The organism is Rathayibacter sp. SW19, assembly GCF_030866825.1.
GTDB classification, from domain to species: domain Bacteria; phylum Actinomycetota; class Actinomycetes; order Actinomycetales; family Microbacteriaceae; genus Rathayibacter_A; species Rathayibacter_A soli.
Genome location: NZ_CP133020.1, coordinates 1,320,268 through 1,344,711, shown reverse-complemented (window position 1 = coordinate 1,344,711; position 24,444 = coordinate 1,320,268). Strand labels below are relative to the sequence as shown.

Below are 24,444 nucleotides of genomic sequence, written 5' to 3'. Positions count from 1 at the left end.
GTGGCAGGACCAGTATGAACATCATGTTCTCATCCGTGCAAGTAGTTTGCTCATTTGAGCGCATTAGTGTTTAGTGCAAGTGCTATGCTCAAATGCTGAGGAAGGCTTCGATGACGCAACACCCAGGCCCGGCACGGCAGGTTCAGATTGCACAAATCGCAACTGAGTACTACCTGAATGGGCGCACCCGTATCGAGATCGCCGAGCAGACTGGACTCAGCCGATTCAAGATCGCGCGGCTTCTCGAAGAGGCTGCAGAGACTGGGATTGTGCGCTTCGAGATCGCCAGTACGACCGGCGTCGATCTCGGCCTGTCGATCCGATTGAAGGAACGATTCGGTCTCGACCACGCCGTCGTCGCCTCTGTTCCGATCGAGTCCGAAGAAAGAATCCAGAACGCGCTAGGCGCGACTGCAGCGGCACTGCTATCGGAGATTCTCAGCGAGGACGACGTGCTTGGTCTCACCTCTGGGCGCACACTGAACGCGATGGCCCACGCGATGCACGAACTTCCTTGCCGAAGCGTCGTGCAACTCGCCGGGATCGCTGGCCCTATACAGCAAAGCGGGCTGGAAGTGATTCGGCGAGTCAGTGCCTTCGACGGCGTGCGCCCGTGGCCTATTTACGCTTCGCTAGTCATGAGTGACGCGCAGGCTGCCGCTGGGACCCGACGCCAGCCGGACGTGAAGCAAGCCTTTGATCAATTCCGTCGAGTGACGATCGCAGTCGGCTCGGTCGGTTCGTGGGTGCCGCGCAACTCGCTGATGATTGAGAACCCGGCGCTTTCGGAAGCCGACCGACGAAACATCCTCACGAAGGGTGTTGTCGCCGAATTGGCGTCGACCCTGGTTACCGATGCCGGCAAGATCATCCATGACCTCGACGACCGGTGTATCGCAATCTCTGAGCAACAAATCCGAGCTATCCCAACACGGATCGCGGTCGCCGGCGGCCCACTCAAAACCAGGGCCATCCGTGCCGTCCTGACCGCGGGACTCGTTAGTGGCCTGGTAACCGATGGCGCAACGGCCGAGCGCCTCCTGGCTTCGTAACAGCAATGGCACGCACCCGCCCCGTTGCAGGCGTTGATTCCTCCACACAGAGTTGCAAGTACATCATTGTCGATTCCCGCAGTGGCGAACTTCTACATTCGAGCGCTCTGCCGCATCCAGATGGCACGGCAATTGACCCGGCGCGATGGTGGGAAGCGTTACATGGCGTCGGTGCCGCAACCGGCAATGACGTGCGTGGACTATCCGTAGCAGCGCAGCAACAAACTACTATTTTTCTCGATGAGCGCGGCGCGTCTGTGCACGATGCCATTCTCTGGAACGACAGCCGTGCCGCATCGCAGGGGCTCGCGCTACGTGCAGAGTGGGGCGAGTCGCGATGGCTCAGAACCTTTGGCCTTCTGCCCGGCGCTGCACACCCTGTATCGAAGCTGAAGTGGCTGCGAGAGCATTCGCCGGAGGCCGCGGACCAGGTCGCGCAAGTGTTGATGCCTCACGACTGGCTCACCTGGCGGCTTCTGGGCGGCACGCATTCTGGCTATGAGCCAACCACGGATCGATCCGAGGCATCCGGAACTGGGTACTGGTCAGTCGTGGAACGCAGCTACCGAGAGGACATCATGCGCCTCGCCTTCGGTCGTACATTCCGGGCCCCGCGCGTCCTGCAGCCGGAGGAGGCAGCGGGCACCATGCCCAACGGAACGGTACTCGCCGCCGGGTGCGGCGACAACGCAGCAACGCACCTCGGCCTCGATTCGCAAGTCGGCGAGGCTGTGGTGTCGATTGGCACGAGTCTGACTGTCTCGACATTGTCGCGCTCGCCTCTGTACGATCGCCGCGGGCACATCGAGAACATGGCTGACGCCACTGGGCGGTATCTTCCGATAATCGTGTCTTTGAACGGTGCGCGAACACTATCCTCGGTCGCACGCATGTTGCGCATCGATCTTAACGAACTCGATCTGTTAGCAGCCGCGGGCGCACCAGACGCCGATGGTATTACGTTCACACCCTATCTGGACGGAGAGCGCACACCACTTCTACCGAATGCGAAAGGAGCACTACTTGGTCTCACGCGTACGGCGCTCACTGCCGAGAACATCGCACGCGCAGCCGTCCTGGGTGTGGCCTGCGCGGTCGCCGACGCGATCGAAACGTTCGAGGAAGCAGAAGCATTCGTGCACACCATCACGGCGGTCGGTGGCGGGTCGCGGTCGATTGCGCTTCGCCAAGCGATTGCGGATTTGACCGGGCGCCCGGTGGCTTGGCCTGAACCTGCAGAATATGCGGCTCGCGGCGCGGCACGACAAGCCGCTTGGGCCGTTGACGGCGAGCTTCCCATCTGGGCAAGGCCCTCCCGTAGTGAAACCACGCCGTTGCAGTCCGCGAGCTGGGCAACGGACCTGAGACATCGCTACCGCGTGGCAGCCGAGCGAGCCCTCAGCACAAGTCCGCTAGGAACATGACAGCGATCCGACTTGATGGCACATTGATCAGCACCGCGTCGGGCCAAGTGACTCGGATCTCCATCCGAACCTGACCGTGTTCGTCGACGCCGCGGCCGTACCGGCGCTCTCGCACCCGACAACTTCCGCGGGACCATGCGCAACCAGATCGTCGGGATGCAGCCCGTGCGCGCCAGTGGTCGCCGGGTCCAGCCGGACGATTGCATTGCTCGAAACCGCAGTAGCGCCACCCTGCAAAGAAGTGATCGACGAGATTGCAACCCGACGTGTCGACTGTGTGAGTCGGCACGACCGTCCCTACTCCCTAACCGCCCCCTTCTGCCCCCGGTACCACGCCGCAGTCCCCCGCAGCCCGTCCTCCAACCCGATCTGCGCTCTCCACCCTTCCCCCGCCAACTTCGACACATCCAACAGTGCGTTCGTCAAGTTTTTGAGACAGTCTGTTGTGTTTTCCTTCTTGGTTACGCGGCCACGGCGTGGTAGCGGGTTTGGTGTGCGTTTCGGGCCATCACCGGTGGGATACCGCCGGCTCGTGCGTGCGGTCGGCGACGGTTGTACCAGGTCTCGATGTAGTCCATCACCGCGGTGCGCACATGCATCCGGGTCGGCCATGAGCGCTGGTAGAACATCTCGGTCTTTTAAAATGGGAGAAGAACGACTCGGCGACCGCGTTATCCCAACACACGCCGACCTCACCCATCGACTGGGTGATCCGGTTACCGGCGCACCAGTCCTGGAAGGCGCTCGAGGTGTACTGGGCGCCGCGATCGGAGTGGAACACGGCCCCGGCCCGATCCAGCCGGCCGTGGTCACGGGCCATGGCCAACGCGTCGATCACCAGCTGGGTGCGCATATGATCGGCCATCGACCAGCCGATGATCTCCCCGTTGAACAAGTCGATCACCGTCGCCAGATACAGCCAGCCCTCCCCGGTACGCAAATACGTGATATCCCCGCAGAGGCGCTGCCCCGGCGCGACCGCGGTGAAGGACCGCTTCCCGTTCTCATCGAGCATGTGATTGTGGATGTGCGCCGTCCGGGCGTGCGGATCCTGCCTGGTCGTCTTCTTCCACGCCCGCAGCCGGATCGCTTTCACACCGAGCTCACGCATGATCGCCCCGACGGTCGCGGCGGCCACCCGGATGCCCTCCAGGGCCAGCAGCCGCCGGATCTGGTCCCGCCCGGCCTTGCCGCCGATATCCTTGAACACGCGGGCCACGTGCCCGGCCAGCTCCTGATGGCGTGCCGCCCGCGGGGAGGGGCCAGACGGTTTGACCCACCGGTAGAACGACGCCCTGGACACGTTCAATCTCGTGCACATCCAGGTGATCGGATAGTTCGCCTTCTCCGCGGCGATGAACGCGAACACGTCCTCTACCGTTGCTTCGCGGCGAAGAAGGCGCTGACTTTTCTAAAGGAACTCAACCTCACGCTTCAGCTCCGCGTTCTCGGCCTGCACCGCCTGGAACTTGGCCCACTCGACCGGGCCGCGCTCTTCCCGCCCGGCCTCGGGATGATCTGCCCGCCAGTCGCGCACCCAGTTGCCCAGCGTGCCCTCGTTGATTCCCAGATCGACCGCGCACTGCGCGATCGGCCGGCCCGAAGCGATCACCAACTCGACAGCGTCGGCCCTGAACTGCGGCGTGTACTTCTTCCGATCGGTCATTTGAAACAGATCCTCCTAACGACTGTCTCAACAAACCATACGGGCGCACCCGCCCTGGAGAAATTAACCCCCGGACCATACAAATTTGTCGGCATCGCCGAAATCCACGGCAACCCATATGCCGCCGCACCGCCTGCACCTGCATGATCCCCGCGATCTTCGCAATCGCACACGCATCATTCGTCGGCTCCAAATTACCGGTCAACAACGCATCCTCACGAATCGGCTGCACCGCGCACTTCAGGTAAATACACGACGACCCCAAAAACAGCAACGGCTCAGCACCCGTCGCAACGGCCGCATCCAGCACGTTCACCTAGATCTGCAGGTTCTCCGAAATGAAATCCGCCGGGTACGTGTTGTTCGCCAAAATCCCGCCGACCTTCGCCGCCGCCACAATCACATACCGCGGCCTCACCTGCGCGAAGAACGCGAACACGCTCGCCCGATCCTTCAAATCAAGCTCCGCGGATGCCTTCCCCACCAACCCCGTAAACCCCTCAGCCTCCAGCCGCCGCCAGATCGCAGAACCGACAAGACCACGACGACCGACAATACGGATCCGACGTGTGCCGGCACCGGATGTACCCGGCCGACCTGCGCTCGTGCTCACTCCCGGGTTGCCCCGCAACGCTAGCGCTCCTTAACGTAGCGATCGACGAGCCGGTCCCCGGTCACGACCTGACACTCGGGAAAGAGGTCATCCTCGGACGGAAAAACCGACCGTCGAAGTAGACGAGGCAGGCGGCCGATAGTAGAGGGAGACCGAAAGGAGCCGCTAATGGCTAACGAAGAATGGAACGAGTGGCACCGGCAACAGTGGGAGCGCGACGACCGTGATGCATATCGCTGGGCAAACCTGAGCCCTAACGCGAAACCCCCCCACCTACCGACGTAGATGCGGCAAAGTAGTTTGATCAGCGAGATGCGACGCACTCGCTCCCACCGCACGAACTCAACTCCGAAAGCACGCGCTGGGTTGAACGCGACATGCGAGGAAAATGAGCTCTTCCTCCGCGACCTCGAGCATGTCGGCCTCGTCGATGTCCAGCCGATCGGTCGCGCCTATCGCTATTCACCAACCTGCGGGCACATCGTCAGGCCCATGAGCAGCCAGCTACTCAAGATGCCTGCGGTCCTCGACTCGGAACCCAAAGACTTCGTCGTCAATTTCTTCGGCGACCACGCGCGGCGCACCAACCCTTACGGCCCGTTCGCCAAGGACGCCGCAATCACGGGCTACGACCTGGATCTCCTCGTCATGAGGCGGCAAGATACACTCACCGAGGAACGCGCACAGCTGGTCGATGCCGCAACCGATCAAGTACGGCGCCGCACAGGCAACTCGGCGCAGTTCCTTACCGCCCCCGTCGAACTCGATTCTCTCATCGACAATGATTATCCACTGAGCGAATCGCTACGCACCGATGGGCGAGCGCTCACCGAGGGCACGGATGACTGAGCCATCCTGACGGGCACGGGATGACAATATGCAAATCGCTCACTTCGAACGTCCGAACCGAGCAGCGACCTCGGTCAGGACGTCTTCTCGCCCGGCGTACACCCCGTCGGCGCGCGGCCAGTGGGTGATTACGTCGGTGAAGCCGAGCTCGGTGGCTCGGCCGACGGCATCCGTGAAGCTGTCCACGCTTTCGAGGGCGAATTGCGGCGAGGCATCCAGGCTCAGATAGCGGTCGATGCTCTGTGGTGCGCGGCCCGCGTTCGCGAACGTCTCGTCGAGACGGGCGGACAGTTCGGCAACACTCCGCCACCAGGCGTCGAGGGAGTCGGATTGCCGGCCGAGCGTCACCCAGCCGTCGCCGAGTTCGGCGACCAGTTTCAAGCCTTTCGGCCCGTCGGCGGCGATGACGAACGGCATCCGCGGAAGCTGTGCAGGTTCGCCGACCATGCGCGCTTGGTGCGCGGTAAACCACTGACCGTCGAAACTGATCCCGCCGGAGCCGGGCTGCTCGAAGCGCAACAGCGTGTCTAGGCCGCGCACGAATTCGACGAAGCGTTCGTGCCGTTGCCGCGGCGTCAACTCCGGATAGCCGAGCACGTCTGCGTCGAAGCCGGTGCCGCCGGAGCCGACACCGAGCAGAAACCGGCCGCCGGACACGTCATCAACGGTCGCGAGATCCTTGGCGAATGGCACCGGATGCCGAAAGTTCGGCGACGTCACGAACGTGCCGAGCCGGATCGTCGAGGTGACGGATGCCGCGGCCGTCAGCGTCGGAATCGTCGCGCCCCAGCGCTGATCGGCCAAACTCTGCCACGACAGATGATCGTAGGTCCAGGCATGATCGAAACCGAGCCTTTCCGCGCCCTGCCACGTGCGCTGCGCCTCACTCCAGGGTGCCTGCGGCAGGATGACGATTCCGTGTCTCATGCGCCCACTCCAGACCGCGCTAGAACGCCAACCCCAGGACGCTGGCGGCCCCGTAATCGCGGGCATCGATTGCTCGGATCGGAGCGATGCAACTTCGGAATCATCGTGCGGCGCCTCCCTTACACCACTGCCGCTTCGGCGTGCTTGGTGCTCTGTGCAGTTGTGAACGCGTTGAGGAGGCGTGCTGTATCGGCCATCTGCTCATTCCACACAGCACGAACGATGTCAATGCGCGACATTTCGCCCTGCAGTTCTCCCAAGTAGGCCGCAACACCCGCAAACCCATCGGATGCCTCTTCGTGCAGCGCGATCATTCGGAGCGCGAGCTTGGCCTGTTCTCCATACACGGGGATTTGAGGCCCTCGCGGTGAAGCCAGACCGATGTAGTACAGCTTTTCCAATCCTTTCGGGATAATGCCGCCGGCAAAGCGTAACGGAACGCCGTGTCGACGTTCGACGAGCTCGTCGGCAAGGAACGGCAGAGTCGGCTTAAATCCGGTCGCCCACAATATGGTGTCGTACTCACCATCTGTGCCATCGCTGAAGAAGACCCGACGACCGACAATGTGATCGAGGCCTGGGCGAATCGCGATGCGCCCGTGCTGCACCCAGTAGTGCAGCAGGCTGTTGACGGTTGTGCTGCCCTCCTCGGACCGATCGCGCGTAGGCTCTGGCATGCCCGGATAGTCCTTCCAGTCTCCGAGCGTTACGCGAGAGAGCAGACGGGCGATCATGTCCCGTTCGTCGGCGGGAAACTGGCTCAGCCAGGGGATATCCGACCGCGGAACTCCGAAATAGGATTTCGCCTGAAAGTAGGTGCCCGTGCGGATCACGATATCCACCTCGTACCGATGCTGAGCAGCATCGGCCGCCAGGTCACAACCGGAGTTGCCGGCTCCGACCACAAGGACCCGAGTCCCTTCGACATCGTCGGTGTTGTGGTATGAACCTGAATGGATCTGCTTGCCAGTGAAGTCGGCGGATATGCGCGGGATGTTCTGATCCCAAAGATGCCCATTGGCGATGAGCACGCCATCATAGTTGATGCTCTCACCGGTGTCCAAGGTGACGGTCCATCCGGCGGACCCAACTGGACCATCCGTGACAATCGGCACCACAGATGCGACCGCAGTATCGAATCGGATGGCCTCGTAGAGCGCGTGGTGACGGGCGTAAGACTCAATGTACGTGCGCACCTGATCGCGACGCGGAAAGTGCGCGTAGTCGGCCGGCATCGGAAAGTTCTCGAAGTAGGTCGTGTCTCTCGAGGTAATCAGGTGCAAAGCGTCGTAATCGGTGTGCCAGTGACCGCCTACTCGATCGGTCTTCTCATAGCAGTCAGCGTTGAACCCAGCCTGCAGCAGCTGCTGCAATGCTGATACGCCGGCGGCGCCGGCGCCGATGACGCAATAGCGGGTCATGTCGTGTCCTTTGGATCGGTGCGTGTGGTGGTGTGGAGCTATTAACGACGCTAATGAGGCGGCTACAAAAGGTAAATGTTAAGTTTCTGACGGCAGATAAAGGTTTTGCCAATACAAGGCGCACGCTGTCGTTGCAATGTCAGAATGCGCCGCGGGCAAGCCTGTGTTCAGCGAAGACGGACAGCCAAGTCGCCGGCACGGCGATGAGAACGTAGATCAGGCCTGTGACGGCGTACACCTGCAGGTACTGGAAGTTCACGGCGCTGACCTGATAGGCCTGACTCATCAACTCGGCCACTGCGATCGTGTATGCGAGCGAGGTGCCCTGAAACGACTGGATGGCCAGGCCCATCAGTGGCGGTATCGACGCGCGCAGGCCCTGCGGCAGCACGATCCGGCCGAACGTGCCTCCCCAGCGGAGGCCGAGCGCTGCGGCCGCTTCGTGCTGGCCAACAGGAACCGAGCGAATGCCCGCACGGATCATCTCGGAGGAGTACGCCGCAACGGTGAAGGTGAGACCGATCGCGGCGGCAGTGAAACTCTCGAAGAGCAGCCCGATCGCGGGAAGCCCATAGTAGACGATGTAGAGGACTACGAGCGAAGGAATGCCGCGGCCGATCTCGACGAGAACGAGCACCGGCCAGCGTATCCAGGGGTTCTCCGATGCCACGCCAACCGCGAATACCAGACCGACGATGAAGCCGAAGAAGACGGATATGACAGTCAGTTGCAGGCTGACGATCAGCCCCTGGCCCAGCTGAGGAAGATAGCTTGCGATATCCATCAGCGGGCCCTCGACATTTTCGAGTCAAGTCGCCGGGCAACGATTGCCAAGGGCACGCTCACGACGATGTAGACGCCAGCCGCGGTCAAGAACGGGGTCAGACCGTCGCTTCCGGAGTGTTGGCGTGAATAGATGGTGGCGGCACCAACCATTTCCAGAACGCCGATCGTCGAGGCGATCGAGGAGTCCTTCAGCAAGGCCAACAGATAGGTCGTCAAGGATGGCATTGCTGTCTGCAGCGCCTGCGGAGCGAGAATGCGGCGAAAGATGGTCGGGCCGCCGAGCCCGAGCGCCTGCGCGGCTTCCGACTGCCCGCGGGGCAGGGTCGTGAAGCTGCCGCGGTAGATTTCGGCGAGATATGCACAGGAGATGAGGCCGAGGCCGACGATTGCGGCAGCGAGTGAACTGAACCGGAAGGCACCGATCGCGATGCCGAAGTAGATGAGGAACAGCCAAACGATGATCGGCACACCGCGAATGAGGTCGACGATCAGGCGAAAGGAAAGGCGCACGATCCGATGCTTGGAGCGCAAACCCAACATGAGCGGTATGCCACCCAGCAGTCCAATCGCGAACGCTGCGGCCGTTACCAAGAGCGTCAGTGGAAGGCCGACGATGACGGCCAGAAATACTTGCATGTCATCGACCTAGAACAGCGCTCAAGAATCGTCGGGTGCGTTCCTGTTGCGGGTTCGCCAGAATCTCAGCTGGGTTGCCTTCCTCGATCAAATGCGAGTCGGCCATCACAACAAGGTGATCCGCGACATCACGGGCAAACTGCATCTCGTGAGTGACGACGATCATTGTCATCCCGCCCTCCGCCAGTTCGCGCATCACGGCGAGCACCTCCACTCCCACCTCGGGATCGAGCGCGCTGGTCGGTTCGTCGAACAGCATGGCGCGCGGATTCAGCGCTAGTGCCCGCACAATGGCGATGCGCTGCTGCTGACCTCCTGAGCACTGCGCCGGATGCTGAAGGGCTTTGTCTTTCAACCCGACGCGCTCGAGCAGAGTGAGCGCGCGGGCTTCCGCCTCTTCTTTGCTGATGCCGAGGATCTTCTGTTGCGGAAACGTAACGTTGCGCAGCACAGTGAAATGCGGGAAGAGATTGAAGGATTGGAAGACCATTCCAACCTGGCGACGCAAGGCGAGGAGGTCACGCTCCGACACCCTTGTTCCCGCATCAACGCTCTGCGCTCCAATGGTGATCGTTCCCTTGTCTGGCTTTTCGAGAAGGTTCACGCACCGCAGCAGTGTGCTCTTGCCCGATCCAGACGGCCCAATCAAAGCCGTGACACTGCCCGGCTTGACTCTGATGGAGATGTCGTCGAGGACCAGATTCGTGCCGAAGCTTTTGGAAAGGTGCGAGATTGTCACACCAGCGTGATTGACTTTGTTGGATTCGGTAATCAGCTGTGCATTCATAGCCCCTCCCGGGGTAATGAGCCTGCGGCGTCATGCCGCAGGCTCGACGGGCCCGCTAGCGCAGGGATTTCGCCGCCACATCGGCAGGGACAACCAACGACGCGGAAAGGCCGTGGGCCGTGAGGATCTTCGCAAGCGTGCCGTCTTTGCGGTACTGATCGATGAGCTTGCTGAGCGCATCGTTCAGGGCCTTATTGCTCTTATTGATCGGGAACGCGGTGATGGGGCGGTCGATCGTGATCGCGATTCGCGGATCTTTCTTGGCGATCTCGACTTTGAAGTCTGTTCCCTTGTATGCGTCCACGGCGACGGCGTACCCGTCGAGGCCTGCCTGAATACGGCCTGCCTGCAAATCCTGTTTGATCTCGACGGTGCCGGGGTATGACTTCAAGTTGTCGCCGAGAACCTTCGTCATATCGCCCTGCCACGAGAATCCGGTGGCGCTGCCGACTGCGCCAATCGATTCGAGGCCCTTCACGGTGTCAATCCCCGACTTGGAGATGATTGCCATTTCGTCGTAGTCGATTGGCGAGGTGAAACCGACCTGCTGAGCGCGTGCCGGAGTGACATACCAGCCTCCGGTGATGAGATCGGCACGCTTCTGATTGTTGATCATCGCGATGCCGTTGCCATACGTGACGGGTATGTATGAGACCGGAAGACACTCAGCAGCCGCGAGCTTGTTCACAATGTCAATCTCGTAGCCGGATGCCTTGTTGCCGTTGAGCACGGTATATGGCGGGTTCTGTGGGACTCCGACGGTGAGCACACCTGCTGTGTACGTTGTCAAGCCGGGATCTGCAGGCGTACAGCCCGCCGCGGCGGCTGTGGTGCTGGCGTCGGAGGACGTCGTTGCGCAACCAGCCAGCGCAAGAGCGGAAATGCTGAGCAACGCTGCTGCACGAACCGCGCGCTGTATGACGATGTTTTTGGTCATTGTTTCGCTTTCTGGGTAATGAGTTGTCGATCGGATGATGTTCAGTATTGAAGATTCAAACGGCGGTCAGCCCACCGTCGATGGTGTAGACCGAGCCCGTGATGAACGAAGCGGCGGGAGAGGCGAGAAAGTCGATTAGGGGTGAGATTTCGTCTGGATGCGCTCGTCGCCCGAGCGGCGCTGACGCGCTTGTTCCGCCATCCGGCTCCTCATCATTCATCGCCGTGGCCACACCGCCAGGGCAGATCGTGTTGACCCTCACAAGTGGTGCAAACTCAACAGCGGCTACTCGCCCGAGCGCGATCACTGCCGCCTTTGAGGACGCGTACGCCGCGTAACCGTCCGACCCACGCAGCGCCGCGGTGGACGACACGTTGATGATTGAGCCTCCCCCGGCGTCTGCGATAACGGGACCGAAAGCGCGAATGCCAAGGAACGCTCCATGTACGTTCACTCGTTCATGCAAGGTCCACGCATCCAGCGTCGTGTCGACGATCATGTTGTACTTGAGAATTCCCGCGTTATTGACGAGAGTGCGTACACGTGCCTTGGTCACCGCAAGTTCATCGACGAGGGCAGCCCACGAGCGTTCATCCGTAACGTCCAAGTGCCGATAGTCCGCCTCGGCGCCAGAAGAACGCAATACCGCGGTGGTCTTCTCTCCTTCGTCGTCGAGAACATCCGTCAGGATGACGCGGGTGCCGAGGTGCGCAAGACGCGCCGCGTGCGCGGCCCCCTGACCACGAGCCGCACCGGTAACGATGACAGTGTCTTTGCGACTCATCGCATCACGTCCCCTCCGGCGAGCACGATCGTCTCACCGGTCATGAATGCGACTTTGGACCGGGACGACAACGTCAAGACCCATTCTGCGATTTCCTCCGGCTGCGCGACGCGACCCAACGGGATGCCCGCGGCTGCGGCGGCCATCCGCTCGGTTGCGGCGTTACCGGGCGTGGCAACCCAACCGGGTGCAATACCGTTCACGCGGATGCCTGCTGGAGCCAATTCCAGCGCCAGCGATTTGGTGAGCATGACGACCGCGGCCTTGGACGCCCCGTACAGGAGCTGCCCTGGAGAGACGGTGAAAGCATCCACCGATGCGAAATTGACGATGGCCGAGCCGTCAAGCATTCGAGGCCGCGCGGCCGCGGTCACATTAAGGATGCCAAGCACATTGATGTCGAAGATTCGCCGGTATGTGTCCTCGTCATAGCTGTCAAGCGTTGTCGGCGGGTAGACACCGGCAACATTCGCAACGGCGTCGATGTGTTCGCCCGGCGGCAGCAGCTGGTCGATGACGCGGGTCACGTCTTGGCGAGACCGAACGTCGGCCACACCGGCGAGGAACATGCTGGGTTCAATGTCGCCGACCACGGTCTGGACGATGTCGAGACCGACCACGCGCCATCCGTTGCGCAGAAAAACGCGAGCTGTGGCCAACCCCATTCCCGACGCAGCTCCTGTCACGATGACTGTGCCTGCAGTTCCCACCATTGCGATCTGACCTCCTGGTCTGGTACGTATCCCTAAGTGCACCAAGAAGCGGAAAGCAGGACAATACCTAATAGCGGATGGCAGGCATAGGTTAAACCTTACGTAAGAAAGGGATCGCACATGGCACTACCGACCATTCGGCAGCTTGAGTATTTCGTCACGGCCGCACGGGTCGGGACATTCGCGGGCGCAGCCGCGGAACACTTTATTGCACAGCCGAGCCTGTCTGAGCAGATCAGCACTCTTGAGCAGTCGCTCGGAGTCGTACTTTTCACCCGAACGTCGCGACGCCTTCTACTTACCGACGCCGGCAAGCAGTTACTCCCGCTGACGCAGCGCACGCTCGCGAGTGCCCGCGAGCTCTCCGAACACGGCAAGCGCCTACGGACATTGGAGGAAGGCACCGTCTCGTTCGGCACGTTCAGTAGCGCTCACCTGTATTTGCTCACCGACCTGATCCGCGACTTTCACAACCTGTACCCTTCTGTGCGCATTCGGGTGACCGGGCTCAATTCCTCCGATGTTGCCGATGCGGTGCGTGCTGGCGACATCGAGGCCGGCCTCGTGCAGTTGCCAATTGATGACAGCGAACTCGACGTGACACCGTCAATCTTCAGTGACCAGGTGGTGTACGTATCGAACAATCCGGAGCACACCGCCAAACCGGTTAATGTCGCCACCCTGGCGAACTACCCGCTGATCCTCTCCGAGGCTCGATGGGCCAACGCCGACCCGTTGCGGGTGTCTCTGGCCCGACTGGCGCAACAGGAAGGCATCAGCCTGCAGCCGCTGATCGAGGTGGAGTTCCAAATCCATGTGCTCGATCTCGCCGCCGAAGGCGTCGGAAATTCTCTCGTGTCGTATCACGTGGGCCGGCCGTTGCTAGCCCAACGCGGCTTGACGTGGGCACCACTCGATCCGCCTATCATCGAGCACTACGCATTCATCACACGCCACAACGGGGCGATTTCCCCGGCCACCGCACAGTTCATGCGTCTGGCCGGCCAGGCCCTGCAGAAGCTCGCCAAGCAGGTGGAGACGGGCGAAACCACCATCTGATTCGCGCTGGTCCGCTGCTTCCTGTCGGCATCACTCACACGACGCTTCAAGTCAAGCTGCGCAGGTGTCCTCCCGTAGCCGTGCCGCCCTCGCCGGGCCGCCCTAGCCGTGCAGTCGTCGCCTTCGAGTTCCGGCGATTACTCGCCCGGCTTCGTCGCGGCTAAGGTCGTGTATCGCGCCGGTGGTGCCGGGGGCTGACCAGATGCAAACCGACTGGGCCCAGGCGCGCACACGCTCGAACCCTGGTCAGCTTTCGCACCAACGTTCGAACGATTGTCGGTCGCGAAGGTACGGGCGTCGCCGACCTCGATTGCCACGTACGACGAGTATCCCGTTCCAAGCTTCTTCGGTGGTGAGCAGGCCCGTTCGTACGCAAAGCTTCAGGATATCCCAGGTGGTATATGTAGGAATGCCAAGCAGGGTGGCTCGCAGCGCGGCTGCCTCGTCGTCTGTCACGAACATCGCGTTGATTTGACGATTGTTTATGATGGTGAGCGTTTCTGCTTCGCCAAGGTGTTTGGTCTTCGGATCCCCCGGGGCTGCGAAGGTTCCCCGAAGTGCCAGCGCATCGATCCGTTCCTTCCGGTCGCGCAGATACAGCGGCTCCCCGAATATCTCGCGGGCGAGCCCCATTGACTCTTGGCCCGGTTTGCGCGCACCGAGGTCGCACTCGTGCGCGACGCTTGCACACCATGAACCGCGGTCGCGCACGACCAAACGCAAAGTTTCCATCCGGCCCATGAGGGCGAAATGCACGAGAACAGTAGTGTCAGGAAAGAACAGCGATGCCACGGTCGGGCGCTCAGGCTGGTAAAAAACCGAGCGCGTCCGCCAACGCGTTGACGTCACCCTCGGTCAGTCCCGGCTCGTCCACTTCGAGGGACTCCGGAGCAACACCCAGCATCCATGCCAACGTATCTTTCCTAACGCGACCTTCCGCGATCGCCCGCACGTGCGCCTCTTGCAGGGATAAAGGAAAACGACGCGCCGCGGCAGCATCCATGCGCCGCGTGATCTCGTCGATCGGGCCAGCCGGCGGTGCCCAATATCGTCGGAGCAGACCCTGAGTCTTCAACGACGCAAGCGCGTCTGCCAGCGCCGGAGTTACCGCTATTGTCAGCGCATCGAGCCGCGCACTCAGCGCGGCAGTAGAGATACCCCAGTCCCATACGAGGTCGGCTACATCCGATAGTTTGACGCGCTCCCAGTCGATAGACCGCACAACCTCTTCCGGCATGAGAAGCTCAGCCGCGAACTCATTTGCCGCGGATTCTTGCACCGCCGTCGAATGCTTATTTGATACTTCATGTCCCAGGGCGACATGTGCCACTTCATGAGCGAGCGAGAAGTTCTCGTAGAACCAATTCGGCGTCTCTCCGATAATGACCACCGTGCGCGATAGAAAGCGCAAGGTTGCGGCAGAAGGCAACCCATCGACACGCACCACATCCACGTTGAGATTGTTCTCAACCCGGTCCGCGAAATCGCGAACGAAGTCGGAACCTAAAAGGTCTCGGACCTGGCCAGCGGAAGAGGGCACGTTGGGTACCCTGTCGAGAAGTTCGACCTGATGGTACGCAAGCGTGACATCGTCGACGACGCTCTGTAGCCCATCCCAGTCAACGTGCCGGGCACCTGTGCGCTGGTCGAATGTGTGGCGGGCCACAACCAAGGGTTCGGACGGATCCCGCTCCCCTGTGATCAGCCAGTAAGTGGAGGCGTGCAAGAACTCGGAAAGGCGCGCGAGTTCCACGGCGGCGAACGCACGGTTGCCGCTCAGCGCGCGGGAGAAGCTATCGGCAGTCATCTCGATTTTCTCAGCGACCTCTCCCTGCTTGAGGTCTGCCGCCACCTCATGGAGGCGCGCGCGAACGCGTGCACCGATCTCTGCGTTCATACCAACACCCTAGCAAGATCTGTTGGGAAAATCCCAAGGAATAGTTCCTCTCTCCTATTGCTCAGGCGGGGCGCCATCCAGCCTTCCGCCGCAAGCTTCGACACATCCAACAACTTCTGCGGCGTCCCATCCGGTTTCGACGCATCCCACAACGTCTCCCCGGCGTATCCGACCACCCGCGCCACTGTCTCCGCAACCTCACGAGCGGTCACATCCGTACCCGCACCCACATTCACCTGCTGGGCCTGGTCGTAGTGCTCCAACAAATGCAGACACGCCGCCGCCATATCATCGACATGCAAACGCTCCCGCCGCGGGCGTCCCGGTCCCCCAATTCGTCACGGATGCCGCCCCCGAGCCCACCGCCTCGTCATACCGGCGAATCAACGCCGGCAACACATGCGACCCACCCTGGAGAAGTTAACCCCCGGACCATACAAATTCGTCAGCATCGCCGAAATCCACGGCAACCCATACTGCCGCCGCACCGCCTGCACCTGCATGATCCCCGCGATCTTCGCAACCGCACACGCATCATTCGTCGACTCCAAATGACCGGTCAACAACGCATCCTCACGAATCGGCTGCACCGCAAACTTCGGGCAAATACACGACGACCCCAAAAAGCAACCACTGGATGCCGGCCCGATCTTTCAGATCAAGCTCTGCGGATGCCTTCCCCAGCACCCGCATGACACCCTCGACCGCCAGCCGGCGTCAGATCACTGGACCGGCAAGCTCGTGGCGTTCGCCCTCCCAGAACCCCATGCTCAGGATGCCTTCTTGGCCAAGTACTCGCTCAGCGCGTCACGGATGATCGTGCTTGGCCGTCGCCGGTCTTCAACGGCCGCAGCCGTCAGCGCCGCGTCTAGCTCACGCGACAGTCGCACCTGCCGCTTGGGTGACTCACCGCTGCCGGCCGGGCGATTCAGTGCTGGCCGGCCCCGGCCGATCGAAGCCAGCTCGCCATCGCTGAAAACCTCGTCAAGCAGCCCGCCGATCTCCTCTTCAGCAGCGTCGCCTTCGAAGGCATGGGCGCTGGCCGGGGTGTTGAAGTCGTCGGACTCGGCGCGCTCGGCCCAGGCTGTCCAGAACTCGCCGTCGACCGGCAGCGTCGCTCGTTGCGACTCCTTCTCGCTCATCATCGGTTCCTTTCTGCCAGCAGCAGCTCGACGCGTCGGCGGGTGGACTCACGAGCTTGCATCACCTGGAAGACAATCATTCTCTTGTTCCGACGGTCGATGTGCGCCGGCACCTCGACCAGCGTCGAGCCGTCACGACCTTGACCGCCAAGATCACGCAGCACGGCTACACGTGAGCGAAGATCTCGAGCACGTCCGTCCGATCTTCCACACCCAGCTCCGCGGATGCCTTCCCCACCGCACGTGCCGAACTCTCCTCTTCCGCCCGGTCCCAGAATGCTCAACCGACAAAATCTAGTTTCGCGACGTGCCGTTCGGAATAAGGCCGTTGCGCAATGGGTCGCCGGGTCGGTACTCAGCACTACGCATGCGGGCCGGCGGCTTGCAGCGCACGAGGGACAAGTCGCCCGAAAGACGTGTGTTTCCGACCTCGAACGGTACGAGTACGGTGTCTCCCGCGCAGATCGGGAGTACGCCGCGGTCCCATTCGAGTTCGCCTAACCCAGACGTGACGACGATCACTGAGAACTGGGAAGCCAACCGCAGATCGGCCATAGGCCTCACTACGATCCACTCGGCTTGGAGGAATGGGCGTGCCTGCGGTGGTAGGAGATCGCCTGTTCCGTCACTCGGTATCCGTCCCACGTATGCAGCGAGGTCTTCCGCGCGGAGAGCGGCACGATTCACCGCTCTGGACGCCGTGGTCACTTCGAGATCGAGCACCGAATCTTCCCGTTCGAGGCGCTCGAATGGTGCGTATTCGAGGATGACGGAGAGATCTGCTGGCTCCTGCAATTCGAGAATGAGCGAATCCGCAGCAATTGAATGTGGAGTCCCGGCGGGTACGAAGAGGACGTCCCCAGCGCGGAGCGATGCTCGATTCATGGCCGCGAGCATTGCACGGCTGTCCTGCGAGTCGTACCAATCGGCCAGAGTCGACTCTTCTACGTTCTCCCGGAAGCCGAGCCAGGCAGCGCCCTCTGCGCCTTCATCAACGTCGAGGACAATCCACGCCTCGGTCTTCCCGTTCGGAAGATGAAGCTCGCGACGAGCGAAGTCGCCGTCGGGATGGACATGCACGAAGAGTCTCTCGCCGGTGTGCAGTAACTTGCACAGTAACCGCGGGTCGGTTCCGAATGCAGCAACGTGCGCAGCGCCCAGGTAACCCAGTGGGTCGGACGCAATCCGGTCCCGGAGCGCAACGCCTTCGATTACGGTCGGCCCCTCATTCAGGAGCCGAATGTGGTGACCGTGGGCGAGAGGAAGTCCTCAGGAGCCCATTCGTTTTCGGTCTCCGGAAGACGACGGAAGCGTTCGATTCCCGCGCCTCCGCGATACGGTCGCGGTGCTGGGCGATTCGGTGAGAGTGCAACGGGAGACAAATCTCCGCTCATGCGGGGTTGTGCCCTTCGTTTGGAGAGGCGGCGAGTGCGGCCAGGAAGCCCCCGACGAAGCAATCGCCTAGTCCGATTGTGGTCGGGTGCTCGACGGAGATCGAGTATGCGGGAACGCTAGTGATCGGCTCGCTCCCGGCGCGGGTTATGGACTCCGCGAACCGCTGGTGAGCGACTGGCGGATTAATCTGCGTGATCGCTGCGACTCGAGCCGCAGTGACGCGGTCACCGTACACATACCGCGCGGTGGCGGCGGATATACCTCCGCGAAGTCCAGGCGCTAACCTCGCGGCACCGTGGCCGGATGCCAGCGCCCAGTGTCGGGTGTGGATGACGAGTGTAGGACCCGGGATGAGTGCGCGCGCGTCGTCGAGCGCGTGCGCCACTGAATCGACGTTGAGCAGGTCGACAGTGCGTCCGAGGTGTGTTTGCAGTTCATCCTCGTTCATGCTGTACACATCCACCATCGGCGCGATGTGTTCGCGAACGCTCGTTTGCAGCCGTGGCGAGTGGAATCCTGCATCCTCGTACATGACGGTGGCCGCGGCCGGTCTCACCTTGAGCGTGGACCTGAGCTCCGTCAGCCTCTCATTCAGGAGATCGATGTCGTTCATTGCGTTAAACCCGGAAACGAGTACCAACTGCGCAGTGCGAACAGACTCTTCGAGGTCCGAGCTGAGCCCCATCTGAACATGAGGTGGATCGTTGACGAAGATCAGACGATTCGGACCCTCGATCGGTATGTCCCCGTCGATGAGCTTGATGCATCCGCGCTCGGGCAGCTGCACTATCAGATGTGGGTACATCCCGTCGTGAGTCGCGCTCGAGATGTAGTCGCAGTCCGGCGGGTATAGCTGGCGGAATTCGTCGTCGACGCTCACCAGGTGGACTGTCGAGCGCATGCCGAGCGTCCTCATGATGAGGGCGGCACGGACGCAGGTTCCACCCAGGGTGATTATCTTGTCGTGCCGTGCTGCGAACTCTTCGATAATCTCGGGCGACTGAACGAAGCGTTCCCCGCCATGACGTTCACGTGCGAATCCGAGGATCACGGCGATGAGCGAGCGCTCGTCGATGATCGGGAGCGTCGAGTCGCACTCCTCGCGGCGCATGCGATGCTCGAACGCGAGCTGTTGAAGGAGCAGCTCGTCCCAGCGAATTTCGTAGTCGATGGTTCCCCCGAGGCCCAGGACGACGCGCCCGGGCCCGGAGGGAGTCATCGCGTCAGTAGAGATCCGCTTTTCCGGCTGCATCGAAGAGTTCGATCTTCTGCTTCGCGGTGGCCTTCAGCGCCGCAATCGGCTCGGGCTGGATCGCGTTCGGTTCCCGCAGGCGTTCGTCGGTGCCCAGTACTTCGCGCATCCGGTTATGGTAGGCCACCTTGATGTCGCTGGAGATGTTGATCTTGTTGATGCCGAGTTCCACCGCCTTGCGAAGTTCCGAATCGGGGTTTGCAGAACCGCCATGCAGCACGAGCGGGATGCCGGTTGCGGCCTTGATCTCCTGCAGCAGGTCGTGCCGCAACTCGGGGTTCTTGTCGGCCGGGTAGAGGCCATGGGAGGTGCCGATCGCGATCGCGAGGCTGTCCACTCCTGTCTCGGCAATGAAACGCACGGCGTCTGCGCAGTTGGTGTAGATGATCTCAGCCGCTCCCGTCTCCCCGTAGCTGTCATTGCCGCCGATGGTGCCGAGTTCGCCTTCGACCTGGATACCCACTGCGTGTGCGGCTTCCACCACCTTTCGTGTCAGTGCCACATTTTCGTCGAACGGTTGCAGGGACGCGTCGATCATGACCGAGGTGAAGCCGGCTTGGATCGCGGCGATCATCTGCTCGTAGCTGCCGCCGTGGTCCCAGTGGATCGCGACGGGAACGCTCGAGCGGTGCGCGCGGGAGTGCATGGCGGGGATGAGATCAGTCGTGATATGCGCGACCTCGTCGGGGTGGATTGCGATGATGACCGGTGCCGCCAATTCCTCGCTGATGTCCATGACGCCGTTGAACATCGCCCAGTCGCTGATGTTGAAGGCCGGGATCGCGAAGTTGTGCGCGTTTGCGACGTCGAGGATGGACTTTCCTTTGTATAGCACGGTTTTCTCTTTCTGTTGTGGGTCTGGGTTTGACCGAGCTGGTCAGGATTTCACGGCACCGGCCGCGAGACCGCCGATGAAATAGCGCTGGAAAATGAGGAACAGAACGAGCACGGGAATGGATCCGAGGATGCTCATGGCCATGACTTCGTTCCACAGGTAGTTGTTCTGCCCCATGAGAAGTTGGATGCCGACCGGCACCGTCCGTCGGTCGTCGGTCTGGGTGAGGGTGAGTGCGAAGAGGTATTCGTTCCACGAGATCATGAACGTGTACAGACCGACGGAGACCATGCCCGGTACGGAGACGGGCACGAGGATGCGCCAGAGCACTGAAATGGGTCCGGCGCCGTCCACCCTTGCTGCTTCGTCGAGTTCGCGCGGAAGGCTGTCGAAGTAGGCGGTCATCATGATAATCGCGTACGGCAGCGTGAACACGACGTACGTAAGGATGAGTCCCTGATAGGTGTTGTAGAGGTGCAGCGCGACCATGATCCCGAAGAATGGGATCAGCAACGTGATTGGTGGCACTGCCTGGACGCCGATGATCACCACCCGGATGATCGACTTGAACTTGAACTCGTACCGGCTGAACACGAACGCGGCCAGAAGTGCGATGACCAGCGTGATGACGACGACGCAGATTGCGACGATGTAGCTATTGACGAAGTAGCCGATTTTAACCGGGTCGGTGAGGACGGCGACGTAAGGCTCGAATGAAAACGAGCTGTCGAAGAGCCTGGGTGGGTAGGCGAAGATGTTCGCGTTCGATTTGAACGAACTCGACAGCATCCATAACACTGGGAAGGCTGCGAAAACGGCGCCGATCAGCAGTGCGAGGTAGATGAAGACACGCCCGGCGTTGCGTTTCGTGCGGGATTTCATTGCGATGCTCAAAACTGGCTCGCCTTCTTCTGCTGACGTACGTAAAAGACCGCGACGAACAGAGACGCGACGAGGATCAGGACCGCGCTCGTCGATGCTAGTGAGAACTGGTAGCTGTTAAACGCGAGCTTGTAGGTATAGGTGCTGAGCACTTCCGTGTGATTGATCGGTCCCCCTCCGGTGGTGGCCCAGATCAAGGTGAACTGCTGCGTGGTCCACAGCAAGTCGAGCAGCGCCATGCTGAGCAGGATCGGCCGTAGCGCCGGCAGCGTCACGCTGAAAAACTGGCGGATGAGTCCAGCACCGTCCACCCGTGCGGCCTCGTAGAGATCCCCGGGCACGCCTTGCAGCCCGGCGAGCAAGCTGATCATGAAGAACGGGTAGCCAGACCAAATGTTGATGACCGTGACCGCTAGGAGGGCAGTCGCGGGCGTGGCAAGCCACGGGACTGCCTCCTGCAGGACGCCCAGCGTCTGCAGGAGGTAGTTGATGACGCCGGAGGGGTCGAGCAGCAGACGCCATAGCACCGCAACGACGGACGCGGTGAAGATCCAAGGCAGAATGTAGATCGCCCGGAAGATCGCCCGCGGCAGCGTGTGCACGAGCTTCGAGTTGAGCATCAGCGCGAAACCGACGCCAATGCCCATGTGGATGACGACGCTGGCTACGGTGAAGATCACCGTGTTGCTGACCGAATTCCAGAAGTTCGGGTCGGTCAGGATCGTGAGGTAGTTGGCGAGCCCGACGAACTGCGGGTTCTGGTTCGTGACCACGTTGTCGAAGAGTGAGTACGCGATGACGATGACTACCGGCACGACCATGAGGCCGACGACGAGCAGCACGGTCGGTGCAATCAGCAAGTACGGCTCGGCTCGTCCGCGCCGACCGCGGCGCGGGCGCGACGGGTCGCGTGGCGCCGGTGTTGTGATCATCACCGTGTCAGGTGGTGATGTGGTCATGATGATCCCTTTCCGGGCGGCCGACCGCAGCTGTGGAGCCGTGCCGGCCGCCCGTTCTGCACCTCAGGTGCAGATCAGAATTGCTTCTTCCACTGGGCTTGGACGTTTTGGAGCATCGTCGAAGTCGACTCCTGCCCCGCAACCGACTTCTGAAATTCGGTGAGGAATGAGGTCATGAGTTGATCGGCTGCAGGCAGGCCGGTGAACTCGTTGACCGGCTTACTGTTCTGATAAATGCTGAACGCGGCCTGGAAGTGCGGGTCGGCACCACTGAAATCGGGCCTCGACGTCTTGTTACCGGGGAAGCCGTTGGCCAGCGTGGAGAGGTTGGAGTTCGCGTCCTTGCTCATCAGGTACTGGATGAACTCCCACGCTTGAGTCGCGTGCTGGGTCTTCGCCGAGATGCCGATCCCCCAGGAGGCGGTGAGCATACCCTTCGTTCCGGTGTAGCCGTCCTTCACAGGCTGTGCCGACACGTGGAACTTCAGGTCCGGCGCGCCCTTCGTGATAGTGGTGACATGCGCGAGAGAGTCGATCATCATCCCGACGCGACCGTTGATGAAGTTCGTGACCTTGTCCGTCTCCTGCAGACTGTTCGCACCCGGGAGGACATCGTTCGAATTGACGAGGTCCTTGACCATATCGACAGCGCCCGTGACGTCCGCGTTGTTCGTGAGGTCAGGTTGCCCGTCCTTGAGCATGCTGCCACCAGAAGCCCAGGCCCACGACAGAATGTCGTTCTGAACTCCGTTGGGATTGGTTGTACCCAATGGCACGACCCAGCCCTTGGCGCCGCTGTCCGCTTGGCTGATCTTCTTGGCATCGTCGGTGAACTGACTCCATGCCGCCGGCGGGGATGTGATGCCTGCCTTGGCCATGATCGCGTCGTTCGTGAAAAGCGGGTAGACGAAGTTGACCACCGGGATCATGTACGTGCTGCCCTTGAACCCAACCTGACTGGCCAGTTCACTGTCGTTGTACTTCGCCGCCGTCATCGCGTTGGTGAGGTTGTACAGCGCGCCCTGCTTATACAGGGGGTTCACCCACGACCCATCCAGACCGACGATGTCCGGTAGTGTGCCCGAGGCGGCCTGCGAGATAGTCTGTGTCTGCAGTGATGCGAACGGTGCACTGATCAGCTTGACCGTAATGTTCGGATGCTCCTTGTGGAAGTCATCCGCGATTTTCTGCAGCGCACCACTTGGCATTTCTGGTGCCCACCATTGCGAAAAGGTGAGCGTGACCTTCTGATTGGTGTCGTTGCTGCTGGGGCTCCCGCTGCTACACCCCGTCAGCGCAAGCGCGGCCGCCGACACGGTCGCGGCGGCGGCGAACATCCATCGCGATCGCTTGAACGACCGCCGAGCTTCCTTGCCCATGATTCTCCCATCGTTGGAATGAGACTGCTGTTCTTTCCTGCTTTGTGCAGTTCTATGCATGTTACGAGCTTGGCGATTGCTTAGTCAAGCACAAATCAGCAACAATTGGGTGAAAATTGCTCGTGCGGCTACTGTTATACGCAATCCGATGCGGTTTAGTGCGGCTAGCTTATGCTGGTGCTGCACGTTGTGTGGGACTCGAGGAGGTCATGAGATGAGCCTGTTGGACATGGAGCGGCGTCTTCCCGCCGGGCGCAAGGCCGATCTCGCGGCGTATGTGGCGGAACACGGAGAGGTCACGGTCTCCAGGCTGGCGTCACACTTTGGTGTCTCCACCGACACGATCCGGCGTGACCTCGACCACCTCGACAGCGAGGGGCTGCTGATTCGTACGCACGGTGGTGCGGTGAGCCTGAGCGCGGGAACCAAACCAGACACGGAATTCGAGGTTCGACTTCGCGTTCAGACGAGCGCGAAGGAAGCGATCGGACAATGTGCAGCGAGCCTCATTGAAGACGGATCCGTGGTCATGCTCAACGGGGGCACGACCACACTCGCGCTAGTACGTCACCTGAAGAAGCACCGCAACCTGACGATCGCGACGAACAACCTGCGGATACCTGGCGAAATCTCCCCCAGCGTTCTTCGGGACCTCTACATGTTCGGCGGCCCGGTGCGAACGTTGTCGCAGACAACCACCGGGCCGGTCGCCTTGCGGCTGGGCTCGAGCGACCGCGAGATCGATTTGCGTAGCGAAATTGCGTTCATCGGCGTGGGCGCCGTTTCCGCTGCGGGCGGCTACTCGACCAGCAATCTAGGCGACGCTGACATGATGGCGGCGATGATGGCACGGTCATCTCGAGTCGCCATCCTCGCCGACTCGTCCAAGTTCGACCGCGACCTGTTCGCTCAGGTGGCTGCCATCGGAGCAGCCGACTACTTCATCACGGACGCGCAACCGCCGGCCGACCTGATGGCAGAATTCGATGCGGGCAGCGTGCAGGTCCTCATCGCCGCGGTGACGTGACGCTTGGTCAGGCAGATCATGC

22 protein-coding genes and 3 pseudogenes are annotated in these 24,444 nt (G+C 61.3%); 5 read left to right on the top strand and 20 right to left on the bottom strand.

Annotated elements, in window-relative coordinates:
- Nucleotides 1-110 precede the first annotated feature (110 nt).
- Together QU604_RS06105 and QU604_RS06100 are read left to right on the top strand one after the other, a co-directional pair.
- Nucleotides 111-1,052: a sugar-binding transcriptional regulator gene (locus tag QU604_RS06105; protein ID WP_308467919.1), complete on the top strand. Its 942-nt coding sequence runs from the start codon at nucleotides 111-113 to the stop codon at nucleotides 1,050-1,052.
- Nucleotides 1,053-1,057: 5 nt separating this feature from the next.
- Complete coding sequence (locus tag QU604_RS06100) at nucleotides 1,058-2,476, top strand: xylulokinase (protein WP_308467918.1); 1,419 nt, start codon at nucleotides 1,058-1,060, stop codon at nucleotides 2,474-2,476.
- Between the two features lie 461 nt (nucleotides 2,477-2,937).
- Here the strand turns inward: QU604_RS06100 and QU604_RS06095 are convergent.
- Both QU604_RS06095 and QU604_RS06090 read right to left on the bottom strand, forming a co-directional pair.
- Nucleotides 2,938-4,142: pseudogene (locus tag QU604_RS06095) on the bottom strand (IS3 family transposase).
- A gap of 11 nt (nucleotides 4,143-4,153) precedes the next feature.
- Nucleotides 4,154-4,755 (bottom strand): annotated as a pseudogene (locus tag QU604_RS06090) (NAD-dependent epimerase/dehydratase family protein); the annotation flags it as partial.
- A 492-nt stretch (nucleotides 4,756-5,247) separates the two neighbouring features.
- Between QU604_RS06090 and QU604_RS06085 the strand changes: the two are divergent.
- Entirely contained in the window at nucleotides 5,248-5,604 is a 357-nt protein-coding gene (locus tag QU604_RS06085; RefSeq protein ID WP_308467917.1) for a hypothetical protein, read from the top strand.
- A gap of 39 nt (nucleotides 5,605-5,643) precedes the next feature.
- On the opposite strand, the gene QU604_RS06080 is transcribed toward QU604_RS06085, so the two are convergent.
- The 8 genes from QU604_RS06080 to QU604_RS06045 form a co-directional block, all read right to left on the bottom strand.
- Entirely contained in the window at nucleotides 5,644-6,531 is an 888-nt protein-coding gene (locus QU604_RS06080; RefSeq protein WP_308467916.1) for an LLM class flavin-dependent oxidoreductase, read from the bottom strand.
- 119 nt (nucleotides 6,532-6,650) lie between these two features.
- Complete coding sequence (locus QU604_RS06075; RefSeq protein WP_308467915.1) at nucleotides 6,651-7,952, bottom strand: flavin-containing monooxygenase; 1,302 nt, start codon at nucleotides 7,950-7,952, stop codon at nucleotides 6,651-6,653.
- Nucleotides 7,953-8,091: 139 nt separating this feature from the next.
- Entirely contained in the window at nucleotides 8,092-8,736 is a 645-nt protein-coding gene (locus QU604_RS06070; RefSeq protein ID WP_308467914.1) for an amino acid ABC transporter permease, read from the bottom strand.
- Nucleotides 8,736-9,374 carry an amino acid ABC transporter permease gene (locus tag QU604_RS06065; protein ID WP_308467913.1) on the bottom strand — a complete coding sequence of 213 codons (639 nt, stop codon included), beginning with the start codon at nucleotides 9,372-9,374 and terminating at the stop codon, nucleotides 8,736-8,738. The genes QU604_RS06070 and QU604_RS06065 overlap by 1 nt, the downstream gene beginning before the upstream one ends.
- Before the next feature lies 1 nt (nucleotide 9,375).
- On the bottom strand, nucleotides 9,376-10,161 hold the full coding sequence (locus QU604_RS06060; RefSeq protein WP_308467912.1) for an amino acid ABC transporter ATP-binding protein: 786 nt from the start codon (nucleotides 10,159-10,161) through the stop codon (nucleotides 9,376-9,378).
- Between the two features lie 55 nt (nucleotides 10,162-10,216).
- The gene (locus tag QU604_RS06055) at nucleotides 10,217-11,098 is read right to left on the bottom strand and encodes a substrate-binding periplasmic protein (RefSeq protein WP_308467911.1); all 882 of its coding nucleotides are present in this window, start codon (nucleotides 11,096-11,098) and stop codon (nucleotides 10,217-10,219) included.
- A gap of 55 nt (nucleotides 11,099-11,153) precedes the next feature.
- A complete protein-coding gene (locus tag QU604_RS06050; protein WP_308467910.1) occupies nucleotides 11,154-11,882 on the bottom strand; it encodes an SDR family NAD(P)-dependent oxidoreductase in 729 nt (242 codons plus the stop codon).
- Nucleotides 11,879-12,595, bottom strand: coding sequence for an SDR family NAD(P)-dependent oxidoreductase (locus QU604_RS06045; RefSeq protein ID WP_308467909.1), 717 nt, complete (start codon nucleotides 12,593-12,595; stop codon nucleotides 11,879-11,881). Before QU604_RS06045 ends, QU604_RS06050 begins: the two co-directional genes overlap by 4 nt.
- Nucleotides 12,596-12,715: 120 nt before the next feature.
- On the opposite strand from QU604_RS06045, the gene QU604_RS06040 reads away from it, so the two are divergent.
- A complete protein-coding gene (locus QU604_RS06040) occupies nucleotides 12,716-13,654 on the top strand; it encodes a LysR family transcriptional regulator (protein WP_308467908.1) in 939 nt (312 codons plus the stop codon).
- Nucleotides 13,655-13,900: 246 nt separating this feature from the next.
- Here QU604_RS06040 and QU604_RS06035 read toward each other — a convergent pair whose 3' ends face one another.
- The 10 genes and pseudogenes from QU604_RS06035 to QU604_RS05990 form a co-directional block, all read right to left on the bottom strand.
- Entirely contained in the window at nucleotides 13,901-14,446 is a 546-nt protein-coding gene (locus QU604_RS06035; RefSeq protein WP_308467907.1) for a hypothetical protein, read from the bottom strand.
- A gap of 10 nt (nucleotides 14,447-14,456) precedes the next feature.
- Complete coding sequence (locus QU604_RS06030) at nucleotides 14,457-15,506, bottom strand: ImmA/IrrE family metallo-endopeptidase (RefSeq protein ID WP_308467906.1); 1,050 nt, start codon at nucleotides 15,504-15,506, stop codon at nucleotides 14,457-14,459.
- Between the two features lie 41 nt (nucleotides 15,507-15,547).
- Nucleotides 15,548-16,174, bottom strand: a pseudogene (locus tag QU604_RS06025) (NAD-dependent epimerase/dehydratase family protein).
- A gap of 147 nt (nucleotides 16,175-16,321) precedes the next feature.
- Nucleotides 16,322-16,696, bottom strand: a complete 375-nt coding sequence (locus QU604_RS06020; RefSeq protein ID WP_308467905.1) for a CopG family transcriptional regulator — start codon at nucleotides 16,694-16,696, stop codon at nucleotides 16,322-16,324.
- A 291-nt stretch (nucleotides 16,697-16,987) separates the two neighbouring features.
- Complete coding sequence (locus QU604_RS06015; protein WP_308467904.1) at nucleotides 16,988-17,773, bottom strand: hypothetical protein; 786 nt, start codon at nucleotides 17,771-17,773, stop codon at nucleotides 16,988-16,990.
- Nucleotides 17,774-18,083: 310 nt separating this feature from the next.
- The gene (locus QU604_RS06010) at nucleotides 18,084-19,307 is read right to left on the bottom strand and encodes an ADP-dependent glucokinase/phosphofructokinase (RefSeq protein WP_308467903.1); all 1,224 of its coding nucleotides are present in this window, start codon (nucleotides 19,305-19,307) and stop codon (nucleotides 18,084-18,086) included.
- A gap of 4 nt (nucleotides 19,308-19,311) precedes the next feature.
- A complete protein-coding gene (locus QU604_RS06005) occupies nucleotides 19,312-20,175 on the bottom strand; it encodes a ketose-bisphosphate aldolase (protein ID WP_308467902.1) in 864 nt (287 codons plus the stop codon).
- Nucleotides 20,176-20,217: 42 nt separating this feature from the next.
- A complete protein-coding gene (locus QU604_RS06000) occupies nucleotides 20,218-21,057 on the bottom strand; it encodes a carbohydrate ABC transporter permease (RefSeq protein ID WP_308467901.1) in 840 nt (279 codons plus the stop codon).
- An 8-nt stretch (nucleotides 21,058-21,065) separates the two neighbouring features.
- Complete coding sequence (locus QU604_RS05995; protein ID WP_308467900.1) at nucleotides 21,066-22,016, bottom strand: carbohydrate ABC transporter permease; 951 nt, start codon at nucleotides 22,014-22,016, stop codon at nucleotides 21,066-21,068.
- Nucleotides 22,017-22,090: 74 nt separating this feature from the next.
- Complete coding sequence (locus tag QU604_RS05990; RefSeq protein WP_308467899.1) at nucleotides 22,091-23,395, bottom strand: ABC transporter substrate-binding protein; 1,305 nt, start codon at nucleotides 23,393-23,395, stop codon at nucleotides 22,091-22,093.
- Nucleotides 23,396-23,609: 214 nt separating this feature from the next.
- Between QU604_RS05990 and QU604_RS05985 the strand changes: the two genes are divergently transcribed.
- A complete protein-coding gene (locus QU604_RS05985; RefSeq protein ID WP_308467898.1) occupies nucleotides 23,610-24,422 on the top strand; it encodes a DeoR/GlpR family DNA-binding transcription regulator in 813 nt (270 codons plus the stop codon).
- Nucleotides 24,423-24,444: the final 22 nt, after the last annotated feature.